This is a genomic window from Halalkalibacillus sediminis (assembly GCF_002844535.1).
GTDB lineage: Bacteria > Bacillota > Bacilli > Bacillales > Alkalibacillaceae > Halalkalibacillus_A > Halalkalibacillus_A sediminis.
Genome location: NZ_PJNH01000001.1, coordinates 1 through 14,051, shown reverse-complemented (window position 1 = coordinate 14,051; position 14,051 = coordinate 1). Strand labels below are relative to the sequence as shown.

Annotated in this window: 10 protein-coding genes, 14 tRNA genes, 1 rRNA gene and 1 riboswitch; of the genes, 5 read left to right on the top strand and 20 right to left on the bottom strand. The window is 38.0% G+C overall.

The window, feature by feature from the left end; translation table 11 throughout:
* Window positions 1-15 precede the first annotated feature (15 nt).
* The gene (locus CEY16_RS00130) at window positions 16-747 is read right to left on the bottom strand and encodes a GntR family transcriptional regulator (RefSeq protein WP_101329876.1); all 732 of its coding nucleotides are present in this window, start codon (window positions 745-747) and stop codon (window positions 16-18) included.
* A 391-nt stretch (window positions 748-1,138) separates the two neighbouring features.
* The gene (locus tag CEY16_RS00125; protein ID WP_101329875.1) at window positions 1,139-2,329 is read right to left on the bottom strand and encodes a DUF4317 domain-containing protein; all 1,191 of its coding nucleotides are present in this window, start codon (window positions 2,327-2,329) and stop codon (window positions 1,139-1,141) included.
* Window positions 2,330-2,967: 638 nt separating this feature from the next.
* Here CEY16_RS00125 and CEY16_RS00120 point away from each other — a divergent pair.
* Window positions 2,968-3,702 (top strand): hypothetical protein, encoded by a 735-nt coding sequence (locus CEY16_RS00120; protein ID WP_101329874.1) that lies wholly within the window; start codon window positions 2,968-2,970, stop codon window positions 3,700-3,702.
* Between the two features lie 22 nt (window positions 3,703-3,724).
* Window positions 3,725-4,366: a hypothetical protein gene (locus CEY16_RS00115; RefSeq protein ID WP_101329873.1), complete on the top strand. Its 642-nt coding sequence runs from the start codon at window positions 3,725-3,727 to the stop codon at window positions 4,364-4,366.
* 211 nt (window positions 4,367-4,577) lie between these two features.
* Here the strand turns inward: CEY16_RS00115 and CEY16_RS00110 are convergent, their stop codons facing one another.
* A complete protein-coding gene (locus CEY16_RS00110) occupies window positions 4,578-5,378 on the bottom strand; it encodes an alpha/beta fold hydrolase (RefSeq protein ID WP_101329872.1) in 801 nt (266 codons plus the stop codon).
* Window positions 5,379-5,846: 468 nt separating this feature from the next.
* Here CEY16_RS00110 and CEY16_RS00105 point away from each other — a divergent pair, with 468 nt between their 5' ends.
* The 3 genes from CEY16_RS00105 to CEY16_RS00095 are packed head-to-tail and all read left to right on the top strand — an operon-like array spanning window position 5,847 to window position 8,101.
* Window positions 5,847-6,596: a methionine ABC transporter ATP-binding protein gene (locus tag CEY16_RS00105; RefSeq protein ID WP_101329871.1), complete on the top strand. Its 750-nt coding sequence runs from the start codon at window positions 5,847-5,849 to the stop codon at window positions 6,594-6,596.
* Window positions 6,589-7,251: a methionine ABC transporter permease gene (locus CEY16_RS00100; protein WP_101329870.1), complete on the top strand. Its 663-nt coding sequence runs from the start codon at window positions 6,589-6,591 to the stop codon at window positions 7,249-7,251. Before CEY16_RS00105 ends, CEY16_RS00100 begins: the two co-directional genes overlap by 8 nt.
* Before the next feature lie 13 nt (window positions 7,252-7,264).
* On the top strand, window positions 7,265-8,101 hold the full coding sequence (locus tag CEY16_RS00095) for a MetQ/NlpA family ABC transporter substrate-binding protein (protein ID WP_101329869.1): 837 nt from the start codon (window positions 7,265-7,267) through the stop codon (window positions 8,099-8,101).
* A 241-nt stretch (window positions 8,102-8,342) separates the two neighbouring features.
* On the opposite strand, the gene CEY16_RS00090 is transcribed toward CEY16_RS00095, so the two are convergent.
* The 17 genes from CEY16_RS00090 to rrf form a co-directional block, all read right to left on the bottom strand.
* Window positions 8,343-8,424: transfer RNA gene (locus CEY16_RS00090), tRNA-Leu, on the bottom strand.
* Between the two features lie 101 nt (window positions 8,425-8,525).
* On the bottom strand, window positions 8,526-9,566 hold the full coding sequence (locus CEY16_RS00085) for a ribonucleotide-diphosphate reductase subunit beta (RefSeq protein WP_101329868.1): 1,041 nt from the start codon (window positions 9,564-9,566) through the stop codon (window positions 8,526-8,528).
* 12 nt (window positions 9,567-9,578) lie between these two features.
* Window positions 9,579-11,861: a ribonucleoside-diphosphate reductase subunit alpha gene (locus CEY16_RS00080; RefSeq protein ID WP_101329867.1), complete on the bottom strand. Its 2,283-nt coding sequence runs from the start codon at window positions 11,859-11,861 to the stop codon at window positions 9,579-9,581.
* A gap of 129 nt (window positions 11,862-11,990) precedes the next feature.
* Window positions 11,991-12,184, bottom strand: a riboswitch (cobalamin riboswitch).
* Window positions 12,185-12,415: 231 nt separating this feature from the next.
* Window positions 12,416-12,489: transfer RNA gene (locus tag CEY16_RS00075), tRNA-Cys, on the bottom strand.
* 6 nt (window positions 12,490-12,495) lie between these two features.
* A tRNA-Gly gene (locus CEY16_RS00070) sits at window positions 12,496-12,570 on the bottom strand.
* 3 nt (window positions 12,571-12,573) lie between these two features.
* Window positions 12,574-12,648 (bottom strand) — tRNA-Gln (locus tag CEY16_RS00065).
* A gap of 3 nt (window positions 12,649-12,651) precedes the next feature.
* Window positions 12,652-12,727, bottom strand: a tRNA-His gene (locus CEY16_RS00060).
* Between the two features lie 11 nt (window positions 12,728-12,738).
* Window positions 12,739-12,812 (bottom strand) — tRNA-Trp (locus tag CEY16_RS00055).
* A gap of 16 nt (window positions 12,813-12,828) precedes the next feature.
* Window positions 12,829-12,914: transfer RNA gene (locus CEY16_RS00050), tRNA-Tyr, on the bottom strand.
* A gap of 15 nt (window positions 12,915-12,929) precedes the next feature.
* Window positions 12,930-13,005 (bottom strand) — tRNA-Phe (locus tag CEY16_RS00045).
* A 32-nt stretch (window positions 13,006-13,037) separates the two neighbouring features.
* Window positions 13,038-13,114 (bottom strand) — tRNA-Asp (locus CEY16_RS00040).
* A gap of 75 nt (window positions 13,115-13,189) precedes the next feature.
* A tRNA-Met gene (locus tag CEY16_RS00035) sits at window positions 13,190-13,266 on the bottom strand.
* Window positions 13,267-13,293: 27 nt separating this feature from the next.
* Window positions 13,294-13,369, bottom strand: a tRNA-Val gene (locus CEY16_RS00030).
* 16 nt (window positions 13,370-13,385) lie between these two features.
* Window positions 13,386-13,460, bottom strand: a tRNA-Glu gene (locus CEY16_RS00025).
* A gap of 11 nt (window positions 13,461-13,471) precedes the next feature.
* A tRNA-Ser gene (locus tag CEY16_RS00020) sits at window positions 13,472-13,564 on the bottom strand.
* Window positions 13,565-13,572: 8 nt separating this feature from the next.
* Window positions 13,573-13,647 (bottom strand) — tRNA-Asn (locus tag CEY16_RS00015).
* Between the two features lie 41 nt (window positions 13,648-13,688).
* A 5S ribosomal RNA gene (rrf, locus tag CEY16_RS00010) occupies window positions 13,689-13,804 on the bottom strand.
* Between the last annotated feature and the right edge of the window lie 247 nt (window positions 13,805-14,051).

The window sequence follows — 14,051 nt, the reverse complement described above, 5'->3', positions numbered from 1 at the left end:
TGGCATCTTACTCGTTTAATACTCAAAGTTTTGACCCGATTTTGAAAATACGATTGAATAAGGCCATTTATCAGAATTAACAAAATATTCAACGTATTCTACGGGGTTGTAATCTGCATCATAGGATAAGCGCATGATTTTTAATAATGGAGCTCCTTCTTCAACTTCTAACAAGGAAGCAATATTCTTATCTGCATTAACCGCTTTTAAATCCTCTTTGACATATTCGAAATTAATACCTAGAACTTCCGAGGCGAATTGGCGCATGTATAAAATGTCCCCCGCCTGACGGATCTTCTCAAGATCAACATCCAAATAATAATGATTCAATAAAAATATAGGCTGTCTATCTTCTTTTCTGATTCTAGTAATTTTGCTTACAGGATAGTCTTTTTCAATTTGAAAACTCTCAGTTATATGTTCATCTGGAATCACTGTTGAAACATCTAACGTTTGGCAAGACAGGGAGTCTGATGAAGCTTTGAATTGTGAACTGAATCCTCCCATTGGAGTCCATGGAGCCGACACCGAATTTTCTGCTACAACTGTTCCAATCCCTGGCTTTCTTGTGATGAATCCTTCAGATTTCAGTTTCGATAACGCCTGGCGTATGGGTGCTCGACTAACGCCATAAATTTCTTGCATCTCATACTCAGTAGGTAGTGAATCACCTACAGCAAAATAACTGATTTTTATTTTTTCATAAAGATCATCAAAGATTACTTCATTCAAAGGTTTCTTAATCAATTACACCACCAAACTTCGTCTTGTTATGTTTTTTTATTACTTTGGTATAACAAAGTCTAGCTAATGTATAATTATCCGTCAAGAGTGATTTTTATTTAAATTCAGAAATTTCGACAAATTGTGCCGTGTTGAAATACTGGTGTATAGGCATTTTGAATAAAAAATAAATAATTCAAAAATATTTTAAAAATTATAATTTCCATTGTTTTATCTTTAAAATAATTAGTTAATTTTGGTTTATGTTCTAAAATTATCATTTACTTTTATGGATAAAATTTCATAAAAAAAACAGCAATGTGATGAATAATCAACACATTACTGTTTTATGATTTTATACATTAATAGACTTTAGCAGTTTGATCTTGGTGAAATATTGTACGTTTTTTAATAATCACTCGTTGTTATCTTCGGCTTTTCCGAACAACACTTCTGGGATCATTTCAAACCCATCAATAACCGTATTCTCTTCTACTTCAAGCATTAGAGAAAGCTTCCCATTCATTTGAACTTGACGAACATACTTCAAGTCTTGGGGACTGATTGATATATCCGCTATCTTGGTCTTAATTTTAATCGATTTCGAATTGTATTTAGGAACGATGCTACTCGCTTTGAACTCATGCTTTTCATCATCAATCACATTCTTAAAAGCCGAATCCACCTTTTCTTTATCAACATCTTTTATTCCACTGGTCTTCAAGACCCTTTCTACATCAGTAGAATCTAATTTCGGTATCTCCTCTTCTTCATTCTCCTCCATCACACGATGAATCTCCTCGTAAACGTTTGAAAGATTAGAAGTATTGATCTGATTACCAGCTACGTTTCTTACAATTTCCTCAAAAACAACTTTATCTTCTTTAGCGGTCATGATCTCTTCAGCATTCAACACTTCTTCTATGAAATGCTCATCCAACTCATTCGCTTTGCCTGAAGAATAGAGCACATGGTTTACATCTGAGGCGTTATCCGTGATGCTCGGGAAAAGAAATCCTGATATCGGAGCTTTGAGGTTGATGATAGGATCCACCACAATATTATATTTGAACTCTTTTTCTACATAATCAAACAGTAACTCTTTTTTCGGATCTTCCGTCTTATTCACACTACATAGAATGAATGGGTGAGAATATACCGTATCCCTGCCACTCTCTTCTGCCTCTTCATTGCTCGCTCTCATCGGCTTCTGGTATTCCCCTCGAATAAACGTAATAACGACGTCCATTTCATATTGCTTTTCCTTCAACATCTTCTCCACGATTTGAAGCATATCATGTGTCCAATCTTCCGTGTTATTACTTAAAAGACCCTGGTGAAGGATTAGCTGGCTGCTATTTTCTACATCACGTTGGAATTTCAACTCGAATAACTTCTCATCCAACTGACCTGTGAGCACTTTTTTAAAGTTGTTCATAAATAACTCTTTCTGTTCATCTTCCAGCAAACCAAATGATAAGCTCTGATGATGATAGATTTCACTAGACTCTTTCATTATGTACACATTAAAGATTTCACTGATTTCTAATAGATCATTATTTAATTTAAATTGTTTACGAAAATTCGCGATGTCTTTTTTATTCAATGTTATTACGCTCCTATGTTGAATATCTGTATATTTAAGTCCTCACACATACTGTCCTATTTTATCATAGATAGCAATTACATTTGTCGGTAAAAATACTTAGTTAAAATAAAAAAACGCCCTCCGTTTGGAAGGCGCTTTAATTGAATATATTCCATTTTATTGGGTGTTAATTATCTGTATTTCGTGCACTTGATTTAGCTTTTCCTCTTCTTTGTTCATCCGGACGCTTACCTTCACCATTTCTTTTTACTTTAGGTGCTTTAGAGTCTTTTGTCATGTACATTCCTCCCAATGATGTTAAGTTATTTATATTTTAACCGTAAACTGGAGATTTATGTACATGAGGAACTATTCCCTGGTTACTCTTCCATAAGGTAATAAACTCTCGAGAAACAGGAATCTTATAATCACTAATAAGTTCTCTACCTTACCTATATGCAGAAACTCCATTTAAGATTTGAATATTTTATAAGACGTATATACTTTTATCTAGGCTCATTATTATTCAGTATTAATATCACTTTCAATATTCATTTTTAGTAAATATTTCTCACAATTTTGTCAAAATGATTCAGTGTTTCCCGATATATTAGTTATAAAGGTTTAGTAAGGAGGTGTTATTACTGAAAGTTAAAATGAGTAAAGAATCTAAAATAAGTATTCTATTACTAATGATTCCACTAATCGTCTCATCTCTTCTTTTCCTACCAATACATGAAGAGTTTACAACTAAAGGTGACATTGAACCAATAACTGAATTTGGTATAGACGGAAGTGTATATTTTACATATGTTCATTCAGGGATAATCGAAAACTACTTAGAAAAATTCTTTCTTGACTTACAACACGATGATATAGAATATCTCACTCTTAATGATTATGAATATGATTACTATACCACGGAATACGAGAATGATGTCCAATATTATAAGGAACAAACCATAGTAAACGCTGTTAATTTAACCTCTGAACATGAGCCTAAAGCTGAAAATCAAGATAGAATATCTGATATCATGTACGAGGCCAGAGAATATTATGGTGATTCTTTCGGGTTAATGGTTGCTGTTGGGTTGTTGGAAGAAGAGCTTAGTAAGGACTATTCAAGAGGAGAGTCCTTATTAATATCTGGAACAGGTACAATTGAAAAGGATCAATCAGTAGGGTCAGTGGGAGCCATACGCTATAAATTATTAACTGCCGAAGAAAATGGCGTAGATATCTTTTTTGTACCCAAAGATGAGGCGTATTACGGAGAAGCTAGCAACCAAAGGAAAGCGATCAATGTTTTAAGACAAGAAGATCTAGAATTAGAAGTCGTATATGTCTCAACATTACAAGAGGCGATTAATTTTCTTGAGAATTTAAATTAAAAAATAGAAAAGGTGATTCTGAATGAAAAAACTAGCATCTGAATCAATAGGAAAAATATTGCGCACTATTCTCCTGGTGATTATTATTGCTGAATTAATTGCTTTATCCACCACAATTATTTATGTTATCAATTATGATTTATACCTATCTCTTGCTCAAATGGAACATGCAATTAATATATTTATTCTGATCTCACTACTTATTATGTATGTAATATATTTTACTTGGATGTATAAAGTACATATAGACATGCAATATTACACCTTAAATTATCCCATTAGGCCAAGTAAATCAGTTTGGAGTTTTCTAATTCCTATTTACAACTTGTACGGTGCTTGGAACGTGCACTCTAACCTGTCGAATACTTTCAGTCAGCGTAATTACTCTAATTTTACTAAGATAGGTGATAGAATAATGGCATTGTTACCAATTGCATATATTTTGACTTTCGCAGACCGAGTTCTAGCCAATATAGTTAATGATATGTTGGCTTCTCAAGAGTTTATCTCTGATTTTATATGGCTTTCTGTAGAGGTTGTCTTCCTAGCATTATTACTTACTTATTGGGGACTATATAAGTCAATTACAAATGGGGTTAGATTAATCGGTGGTGCAGATCTTTCTAGTAATGAAGATGAAACGACCGAAACCAAAGGAGCTTAATATAATCTTTGTCCTCTTTTTTCTTGGAGACGGGGACTTTTTTGATGGGGGTTTGGGATTAAGTTTAAATCCTTCTCCCTTGACTATCATACAAACGTTAATAATTTTTGTTTTCCTAATAAAAAACTCTTGGATGTTGTTTAAAACAACGTCCAAGAGTTTTTTTAAAAAGATGTAGTATTAGTCGCAGGGGTCGAACCGGCGTTCAGTCTTACGAAGACATTACAGCCCTTTGGTTACAAATCCCTTTAAGAAAGTCAATAGAGACATCATTAAATTCCTCTGGTTTTTCTACATTACATACATGACCGCTATCCTTTATTACCTCTAATTGTGCCTGTTCACTATTTTTCACCATTTGTTGTGCACCATAGAGAAACATATAATCCTCTTGTCCCATGACATACAGTGTTGGTATATCAACTTTATTTTCTTCGAAATGAACTAAAAGAGGCGCTACATCATTCGTTAACTTAAACCATTTAATAAATTCTTTTTGGCACAGTTTTTTTGCTTGATTAACAAATAGTATGCGCGATTCATGATGTCTTTTCTTGGGCATTAAACACCAAGCAAAGAATTTGTACAACCACATATACGGAATTATTTTTTTAGTTAAATTCCCAAGCGATATCAGTGTTTTTACACGAGTATTTAAGCGGATTACTGCTCCACCTAAAACCATTGATTGAACTCTGCTTGGATCTATTTCACCAATGTTTCTAATTAAAATAGTACCTAATGATATTCCTACAAAATGAGCTTTCTTAATGTTCTTATGGTCTAACACTTCAATAATATCCCGACTGACATTATCGAAGGAATATTTCTTGTTTAAGACAATTGGGTTCCTAGATTTACCATGTCCTCTTAGATCTATTAGCAAAACATTAAAATGTTTCTTGAATTCTTTCACTTGCTTATACCAGACAGATGAACTTCCACCTGCCCCATGTACGAACACTACCCATTCATCACTTTTGGCTAATCTATATTCTTTATAGTAGAGCATTATCTTCCCCTCAAACACTTAAAATATTTTAAACGCATCAAATTCAGTTAAAAATCTTTTTTTCTATTAAAATAAACGTAATTACACCCCTTCACAATATAGGTTTTCTAAGCAATTTTCAAGTTTTAAATGCATCAGCGACTCCGCAAGTGTGTGTAAGAAAAATAAAAGCGCTCTACGAATATACGCAAAGCGCTAAAACTTTAAAGTTAAGTACCGGTGGCCTGGTTCGAACCGCCACTCTGTGAGGAACAAAATCACGTGTCGTGCGTTTGAATTAGCTTTTGTTCTCCGGAAGCTTCACGTCATCATTTCTTGAGTGCTTTAGAATCTATACTGCCCCCCGAAATTACGTCTGCTTTTCTGCTAATCTATCCTTACAGACACAACAGTTTGTTTATTGACTTGAATATAAGTTATAATAGGTATGCTTTTGAATCACCTTTCAATTAAGGAAGGGGTTTTTTTATGATTACTTTAAATAATGTCAGCAAACGGTTCGACTCTTTTGAAGCAGTTCAGTCGGTATCGTTAAGTATAAAGTCGGGCGAAATTCACGGTATTATTGGGGCGAGTGGTGCAGGGAAATCAACATTACTGCGTATGATTAACTTGATCGAACATCCTGATGAAGGCGACGTGATCATCGATGGAGAAACGCTAAACCATTTAAGGGGAAAGCGAATACGTCAGATACGTCAGTCGTTAGCTATGATTTTTCAAGGGTATCATTTAATAAACAATAAAACGGTTTTCGATAATGTAGTCACACCATTAGAACTAGCTAAAACTCCGAAAACAGACCGTGCAGAACAAGTATTGGAGAGCCTGCGGTTTGTAGGCATGGAAGAGTTGAAAAATCAGTACCCAAGTCAACTTAGTGGAGGGCAAAAACAACGCGTCGCTATCGCACGCGCGATTGTCAACCAGCCTAAAGTGTTGTTATGTGATGAACCTACCTCATCACTTGATCCCAATACGACAGCGGAAGTGCTCGAAGTATTACAACGGATTAATCAAGAATTTGGCGTGACCGTCATCATTGTTAGTCACGAAATGGAAGTAATCAAAAGCATCTGTACAAGAGTAACGGTCATGGCAGATGGTCGAGTCTATAAGGAAATTGAAATTGATCCGACAGGTGTACACAAAATGGAACATAGCGCAGAAGGATTTATCAATAGATTGAAGCCAAGCGGTGACAACGAACATGCCTAATATATTAGTTGAGTATCAAACAGAGATTTGGGTGTCGATTGGCGAAACATTTATTATGGTTGGTTTTTCAATACTAGCGGCATTGTTAGTCGGACTTCCAATTGGGACGTTTTTATTCCTGTGTCGCAAAGGACAATTGCTTGATAATAAGCTTGTCTTTTCATCGTTGAACTTAATCGTGAACATTATTCGTTCTTTTCCATTTTTGTTACTTGTGATCTTTATGATTCCATTCACACGTTTTGTTATTGGAACGGGAACTGGTACAGCAGCTGCGACCGTCCCAATGGTTGTGATCGCAATCGCGCACTATTCTCGTCTTGCAGAGCAATCTCTTCTCGATGTTCCTAAAGGAGTGATGGAAGCGGCTGTTTCAATGGGCGCCTCGGTTAAAGAAATTATTTTTAAATTTTTGTACGTTGAAGCACGCTCAGCGCTCGTCCTAAGCATGACAACCTCAACAATTAGTTTTATTTCTTATTCAACAATTATGGGTGTCGTGGGGGGTGGCGGCATCGGTGATTTTGCAATACGTTATGGCTACCTACAATTTCGAACCGATTTGATGATTTATATTATCATTATTATGGTGATATTTGTGCAACTTATTCAATATGCTGGCATTACTTTAGCAAGAAAGATAGACAAACGATAAGGGGAAATTATTAATGAAAAAATGGCTCATAATTATAATGACAGTCCTAGTATCTGTGCTAGTCGCATGTGGTGACAGCAACGAAAGTGAGAACGCAGAAAGTTCAAATGAAGATAATGGTGAAGATAAAGAACAAACAATAAGAGTTGCTGTGGTTGAATCACCTATGTTAGATGTTGTAGAAATTGCAAAGGAAAAACTCGCTGAAGACAATATTGAAGTAGAGATCGTTGAAATGGGTGACTATATTCAACCAAACGTAGCACTAGCAAATGAGGAAGTCGATGCGAACTTTTCACAACACGTTCCATTTATGGAACAGTTCAACCAAAACAAAGATGCTAATTTAACAGAGGTACAGCCGATTTATCATGCGAATTTCGGCCTTTATGCACAAGAATCCGCTAGCGTCGAAGATTTTCCTGATGACGCATCGATTGGTATAGCAAATGATCCATCTAACATCGATCGTTCTCTTCGCCTATTGGCTTCACACGACTTAATAGAGTTGAAAGAAATAGACGGCGAGCAATACGGATTAGATGATATCAAGGAAGACTCACACAACTATAGTTTTGAACAAGCGGGTATTGCTGCATTAACTCGTTTATATGAAGATTTTGATGGCGTTATAATTAACCCAACACACGCTGGTAACTTAGATTTAACTCCAGCTGAGGATGCGCTCATCACCGAAAAAGAAGATAATAAATTCGCAATTACATTAGTCGCACGCGAAGATAATGTGGACTCAGAATTGATTCAGAAATTATCTGAGGCGATGACTAGCGAAGAGGTTCGCGAATTTTTAAATTCTCGTGAAGGCAAAGCTTCTATTCCAGCATTCTAAAAAAATTGTACAACTTTCCTCTGACATTTATCTTATAAAGTCAGAGCTAGGGTCAGGACCTCCTCGGACATTCGTCCATATAAGAGGTGGCTGACCCTTTATTTTTGCAGATGAAATTCCTTTTTAAATTCTTTTAATGATTATTAAAATCTTTTTCTCAATAACAAAAAAGCACTCACAAACATTGATACATCAACATTTGTGAATGCTTTTTTAAGAATTATCTCGTAATCAACTAAAATACCGGTGGTCGGGTTCGAACCGACACTCCGTGAGGAACACGATTTTGAGTCGTGCGCGTCTGCCAATTCCGCCACACCGGCAAATGTGTCACAAAGAATATAATAGTATGGATTGGCTTGTTTGTCAATGGGTTTTCTCAATGAAAATGTGCGGGTTTACAACTTGGTAAACCCGCTTCAATCTATAGTTCATCAAATCCGTTCGTGTCGGACACTTTTGTATATTGTCTGGATTTTTGTTCGAAGAAGTCAGACTTTCCTTCGTCCACATCTTTGTATGCTTTGATCCATTTCATAGGGTTTTCTGTCACTTCCGGAAATGGTATCCCCGCGCCTAATAGCTTACAGCGCTTATTAGCCATATATTTGATATAGTTTTCGAGATCACTCATATGGATTCCATCCATGCGATTACCGATGATGTAATGACCCCATTTGATTTCTAGCTCTGTAGCTTTTCTGAATGTATCAGTTACAAACTGTAGGTTTTCTTCTGTATTCAGTTCTGGATTTTCCTTCAATGTCTCTTTAAAAATATACGCGAACAAGTTAACATGCAATTGTTCATCTCTATTGATGTAATTGATCATCGTGCTAGTTGATACCATCTTCTGGTTACGAGCCAGATTATAGAAAAAGGCGAACCCTGCGTAAAAGAATAAACCTTCAAGGGCAACATCATAGACGATTGACTCTATAAATGCTTGGGGGGACTTTTCTTTCACGAATCGTTCATAGCCTTGTGCAATGAATTCATTACGTTCTTTGAGGATTTCATCGTGCTTCCAGTATTCAAATATTGCATCCTGTTCATCTTTTTCTACTAAAGAAGATAACACATAGGAATATGACTGGTTATGAACAACTTCCTGGAAAGATAGCACCTGCATTAAGGCTGCAAGGCTTGAATCGGTCAAATAATCGGCTACTTTAGAGGAGTAGTCAGTCTGAATCGAATCTAAAAAAGCTAATAGTCCGATTATTTTCTTAAAGGTTTCTTGCTCGTCTGCTGTAAGCTCTGGCCACTGCTTACGATCGTTCGACATATTGATTTCAAATGGCGTCCAAAAGTTCGCAAGCATGTTTTTATACATGGGATATGCCCAGCTGAAGCGAACGTCATCCCAGTTTAGCACGTTTGAACTTTGTCCATTGATGATGCCTGTTGAAGCGTTCGGTGCGTTAGTTTCATATAATTTACGTTCGTGTAATTGTTGAGTCATCGTCATCCTCCCTTATGATGAGCAGCTTTCGCAGTCTTCAATGTCTGATGATGTAGAGCGTGTGTAATAAGTCGTTTTTAAACCTGACTTCCATGCATGCATGTGTAATTCGAGTAGTTCCTTCGCTTTTATATTGTTTTTCACATATAGATTGAATGAAATCGACTGGTCGACATGCTTTTGTCGTGCAGCGTTCTGGTTGATGCTCCAATGATGGTCAATTTCATAAGCTGATTTGTAATACCAGAACGTTTTCTCGCTTAAATCAGGTGCCGTGACAGGAATCTTGTAATTCTTCTTCTCTTCTGAATAAAACTTTTTAAAAATCGGATCGATGCTGGCGGTACTTCCAGCGATGATACTCGTACTGGAATTTGGCGCGATAGCCATCAAATATCCATTCCTGATGCCATGTTCTTTAACTTCATCTGCTAATAATGACCATTTGAATTCCTCAGTGTCCATATAATCTTCGAAATAACTGCCTGTTTCCCATTTCGATCCATTAAATAGTGGATAGCTACCCTTCTCTTTTGAGAGTTCCATACTTGCCTGTATCGTCAAAAAAGCAACTTTTTCATAAAGATGGTCTGCATAGTCAACTGCTTCTTCTGATTCCCAGCGTATCCCCTCTAATGCCAACAGATGATGATATCCAAAGGTACCAAGACCAACCGCACGATACTTTTGATTCGTTAATTGGGCTTGCAGTACAGGTATTGTATTCAAGTCAATCACATTATCAAGCATGCGAACTTGAATGGGAATCAATCGCTCTAATACATTCGCGGGTACAGCTTTTCCTAAATTGATACTGGATAAATTACAAACCACGAAGTCACCAGGATTTTTCGTGATGACAATTTTACCGTCTTGAGTTACTTCCTCCTCTACGGTTGTTGGACTTTGATTCTGCATGATTTCCGTACAAAGGTTTGAGCAGTAAATCAACCCTTGATGGTTATTCGGATTTTGACGGTTCGCTTCATCACGATAGAACATGTAAGGCGTCCCTGTTTCAAGCTGACTGACCATAATTCTTTTCATGATGTCAATCGCTGGTACAGGTGTTTTTGATAATTCCTGATGCTGTACACATTGCCCATATTTTTCACGAAAAGATCCATTACCCTGTGTTTCATCATAGAAATCTTCTAAACTATATCCCATCACTTCTCTTACCTCATGGGGATCGAATAGATACCAATCTTCTCTCGCATCAACTTTTTCCATGAAAAGATCAGGTAAACATACACCGGTGAACAAGTCATGCGTGCGTTGGCGTTCGTCACCATTATTCAGCTTAGCATCTAGGAATTTGAATATATCTTTGTGCCAAACATCCAAGTAGACCGCGATAGCGCCTTGGCGTTGCCCAAGTTGGTCGACACTGACAGCCGTGTTATTCAACTGCTTCATCCAAGGCATCACTCCGCTGGATACCCCTTTAAATCCCTTAATTGAACTTCCGTGAGAGCGAATTTTACCTAGATAAACACCGATTCCTCCACCATTTTTTGATAAATTAGCGATATCTGTATTAGAATCATAAATTCCTTGAAGACTATCATCCACCGTATCTATAAAACAGCTTGATAGCTGCCCGTATGACTTTCCGGAATTCGCAAGCGTAGGAGTCGCAACCGTCATATAAAGGTTACTTAACGCCCAATATGCTTCTTCTACGAGATCTATTCGACGCTCCTTTGGTTCTTGGATCATCAAAGTCATGGCAATCGTCAAAAAGCGTTCCTGTGGCAGTTCAAACAATTTACCGTCATGATCACGAGCCAAATACCGATCCGCTAGTGTTCTTAATCCAATATATGTGAATAACTGGTCACGTTCCGGCTCAATTATGTCGCCAAGCTGAGTAATCTCTTCTTTAGAATACTCTGCAAGAATTCTTTCGCTATATATGTTTTTTTCAGCAAGAATCTTTTGTAAGTTAAAGAATGAGCCATAACCCCCAGAAGAAGCATTACCTCTATTCTCAGCTGCTTCATTGTACATTTGTCTAAGAAATACATTAGCACACACATACGTCCAATCTGGAGCTGAAGGTTGAATGTTTTCTAAACCACGGAGAAGTAATTCATTCGTGATTTGTCGTTTAGTCATATCTCCTTTTGATTTCATGGTCTCCAAAATCGTATCTTGATAACTTTCTGTATCCAGATGCGGATAATCTTTTGATACTTTCTCAATGAAATCTTTTAAACGATACTGATCAAACTCTTCTTCAATTCCTTGATCATCTTTTACAAAAGCTTGTCTCTCTTGAGTAATTGTCATCAATAGTCCTCCTCAAAATAAAAAAATTCGCTTCTCCGGAGGAAGCGAATAGAAACGAGCAATATACTATAATCAATAATTGAACTAGTTTATCACGTCGTTTCATTCTCTTATTCCCCGAAGAAAATAGAAACTTTGTTTACTCAGACAGGTCTCCTGACTCGTGCTTCGATCTACACCGGTCCTTCCCTTATGAGCACCTCTAAAGTTTTCTCATAAAGTGGATATACCAGCTCGTCCACACTTACAGTTGCGGGGGCAGCTCTGGATTTTCACCAGATTCCCTATTAAGCCTTGAAGGCATCTAAATAAACGGAATACTATATATAGTTGTTTAAGTTAATAAAAATCACTATATATCGTGATTTGATTTCATTATAGAAGAAATAATATATAAAAACAAGAGCAAATTTAATTCCTTGATTAGAATAAGATAATGGAACGAATATCAATCACTAACTATCATAGGTTCAAAAATGCCCAAATAAAAAAGTTGATAGACAGAGCTTGTACTGTCTACCAACTTGAGAAAGGTATGTAAATATATAAAAACATGGAGGCGGCAACCGGAATCGAACCGGTGATAAAGGAGTTGCAGTCCTCTGCCTTACCGCTTGGCTATGCCGCCTTCATATGGAGCGGAAGACGGGATTCAAACCCGCGACCCCCACCTTGGCAAGGTGGTGTTCTATCGCTGAACTACTTCCGCAAATGGCTGGGCCAGCTGGATTCGAACCAGCGCATGACGGTACCAAAAACCGTTGCCTTACCGCTTGGCTATGGCCCAATATGGGGCGATCGGAGGGAATCGAACCCTCGAGTGCCGGAGCCACAATCCGGTGCGTTAACCCCTTCGCCACGACCGCCATATTAAAAATGGCAGGGGTAGTAGGAATCGAACCCACATCGGCGGTTTTGGAGACCGCTGTTCTACCTTTGAACTATACCCCTACACATAACAAAAAAATGGTGGAGGGAGTAGGACTCGAACCTACGAACCCGATGGGAGCGGATTTACAGTCCGCCGCGTTTGGCCAACTTCGCTATCCCTCCATCATTTTAAATAGATGGTGGCTCGGGACGGAATCGAACCGCCGACACACGGATTTTCAGTCCGTTGCTCTACCGACTGAGCTACCGAGCCATACATACAAGTGCAAATTATAAAATTAAAAGTGGCGGTCCGGACGGGACTCGAACCCGCGACCTCCTGCGTGACAGGCAGGCATTCTAACCAACTGAACTACCGGACCATATGTAATTATTGATATTGAATTAAATGGGTTACGACCAGGATCGCTTCCTATTTAGTTTCAATCAAAATTAATTGGTTGCGGGGGCAGGATTTGAACCTGCGACCTCCGGGTTATGAGCCCGACGAGCTACCAGACTGCTCTACCCCGCGATATTGACATTTGATTGTCGAAAGAAATGGTGGAGGATGCAGGGCTCGAACCTGCGACCCCTTGCTTGTAAGGCAAGTGCTCTCCCAGCTGAGCTAATCCTCCAGCCTAAGTAAATAAATGGTGACCCGTACGGGATTCGAACCCGTGTTACCGCCGTGAAAGGGCGGTGTCTTAACCACTTGACCAACGGGCCATTAATTAAAATGGCGGAGAGCGAGGGATTCGAACCCTCGAGACCTCGGTAGAGGCCTACACGAATTCCAATCGTGCTCCTTCGGCCAACTCGGACAGCTCTCCAGGTAGTATGGCTCCAGCGGCAGGATTCGAACCTGCGACCGATCGGTTAACAGCCGATTGCTCTACCACTGAGCTACGCTGGAATTTTAAAATCAACTGTCCTTGAAGGATATTATGTAATATTGCCCGGCAGCGTCCTACTCTCACAGGGGAAGAACCCCAACTACCATCGGCGCTAGAGAGCTTAACGGCTGTGTTCGGCATGGGAACAGGTGTGACCTCTCTGCTATAGCCACCGGATAATATTAATCTTGTTAATAATTTTGAGGACAAATAATATTATATTCACCTTCACTCGAAAAAGCAAGGGAATTTCGATAATAAAAATAAATTTATTATTGAATATTATTATACACCTTCAAAACTAGATAAGAATCAAAGCGCAAGCACGAATCAAAGCGTCATTACCACAAATATTGAAGTTAAGTCCTCGATCGATTAGTATCCGTCAGCTCCATGTGTCACCACACGTCCACCTCGGACCTAT

What these genes read in the sequence shown, in the direction of transcription:
- CEY16_RS00120 (WP_101329874.1), top strand. Translation starts at nt 2,968, where the DNA reads ATGAGTAAAGAATCTAAAATAAGTATTCTATTACTAATGATTCCACTA.
- CEY16_RS00115 (WP_101329873.1), top strand. Translation starts at nt 3,725, where the DNA reads ATGAAAAAACTAGCATCTGAATCAATAGGAAAAATATTGCGCACTATT.
- CEY16_RS00110 (WP_101329872.1), bottom strand. Translation starts at nt 5,378, where the DNA reads ATGCTCTACTATAAAGAATATAGATTAGCCAAAAGTGATGAATGGGTA.
- CEY16_RS00105 (WP_101329871.1), top strand. Translation starts at nt 5,847, where the DNA reads ATGATTACTTTAAATAATGTCAGCAAACGGTTCGACTCTTTTGAAGCA.
- CEY16_RS00100 (WP_101329870.1), top strand. Translation starts at nt 6,589, where the DNA reads ATGCCTAATATATTAGTTGAGTATCAAACAGAGATTTGGGTGTCGATT.
- CEY16_RS00095 (WP_101329869.1), top strand. Translation starts at nt 7,265, where the DNA reads ATGAAAAAATGGCTCATAATTATAATGACAGTCCTAGTATCTGTGCTA.
- CEY16_RS00085 (WP_101329868.1), bottom strand. Translation starts at nt 9,566, where the DNA reads ATGACTCAACAATTACACGAACGTAAATTATATGAAACTAACGCACCG.
- CEY16_RS00080 (WP_101329867.1), bottom strand. Translation starts at nt 11,861, where the DNA reads ATGACAATTACTCAAGAGAGACAAGCTTTTGTAAAAGATGATCAAGGA.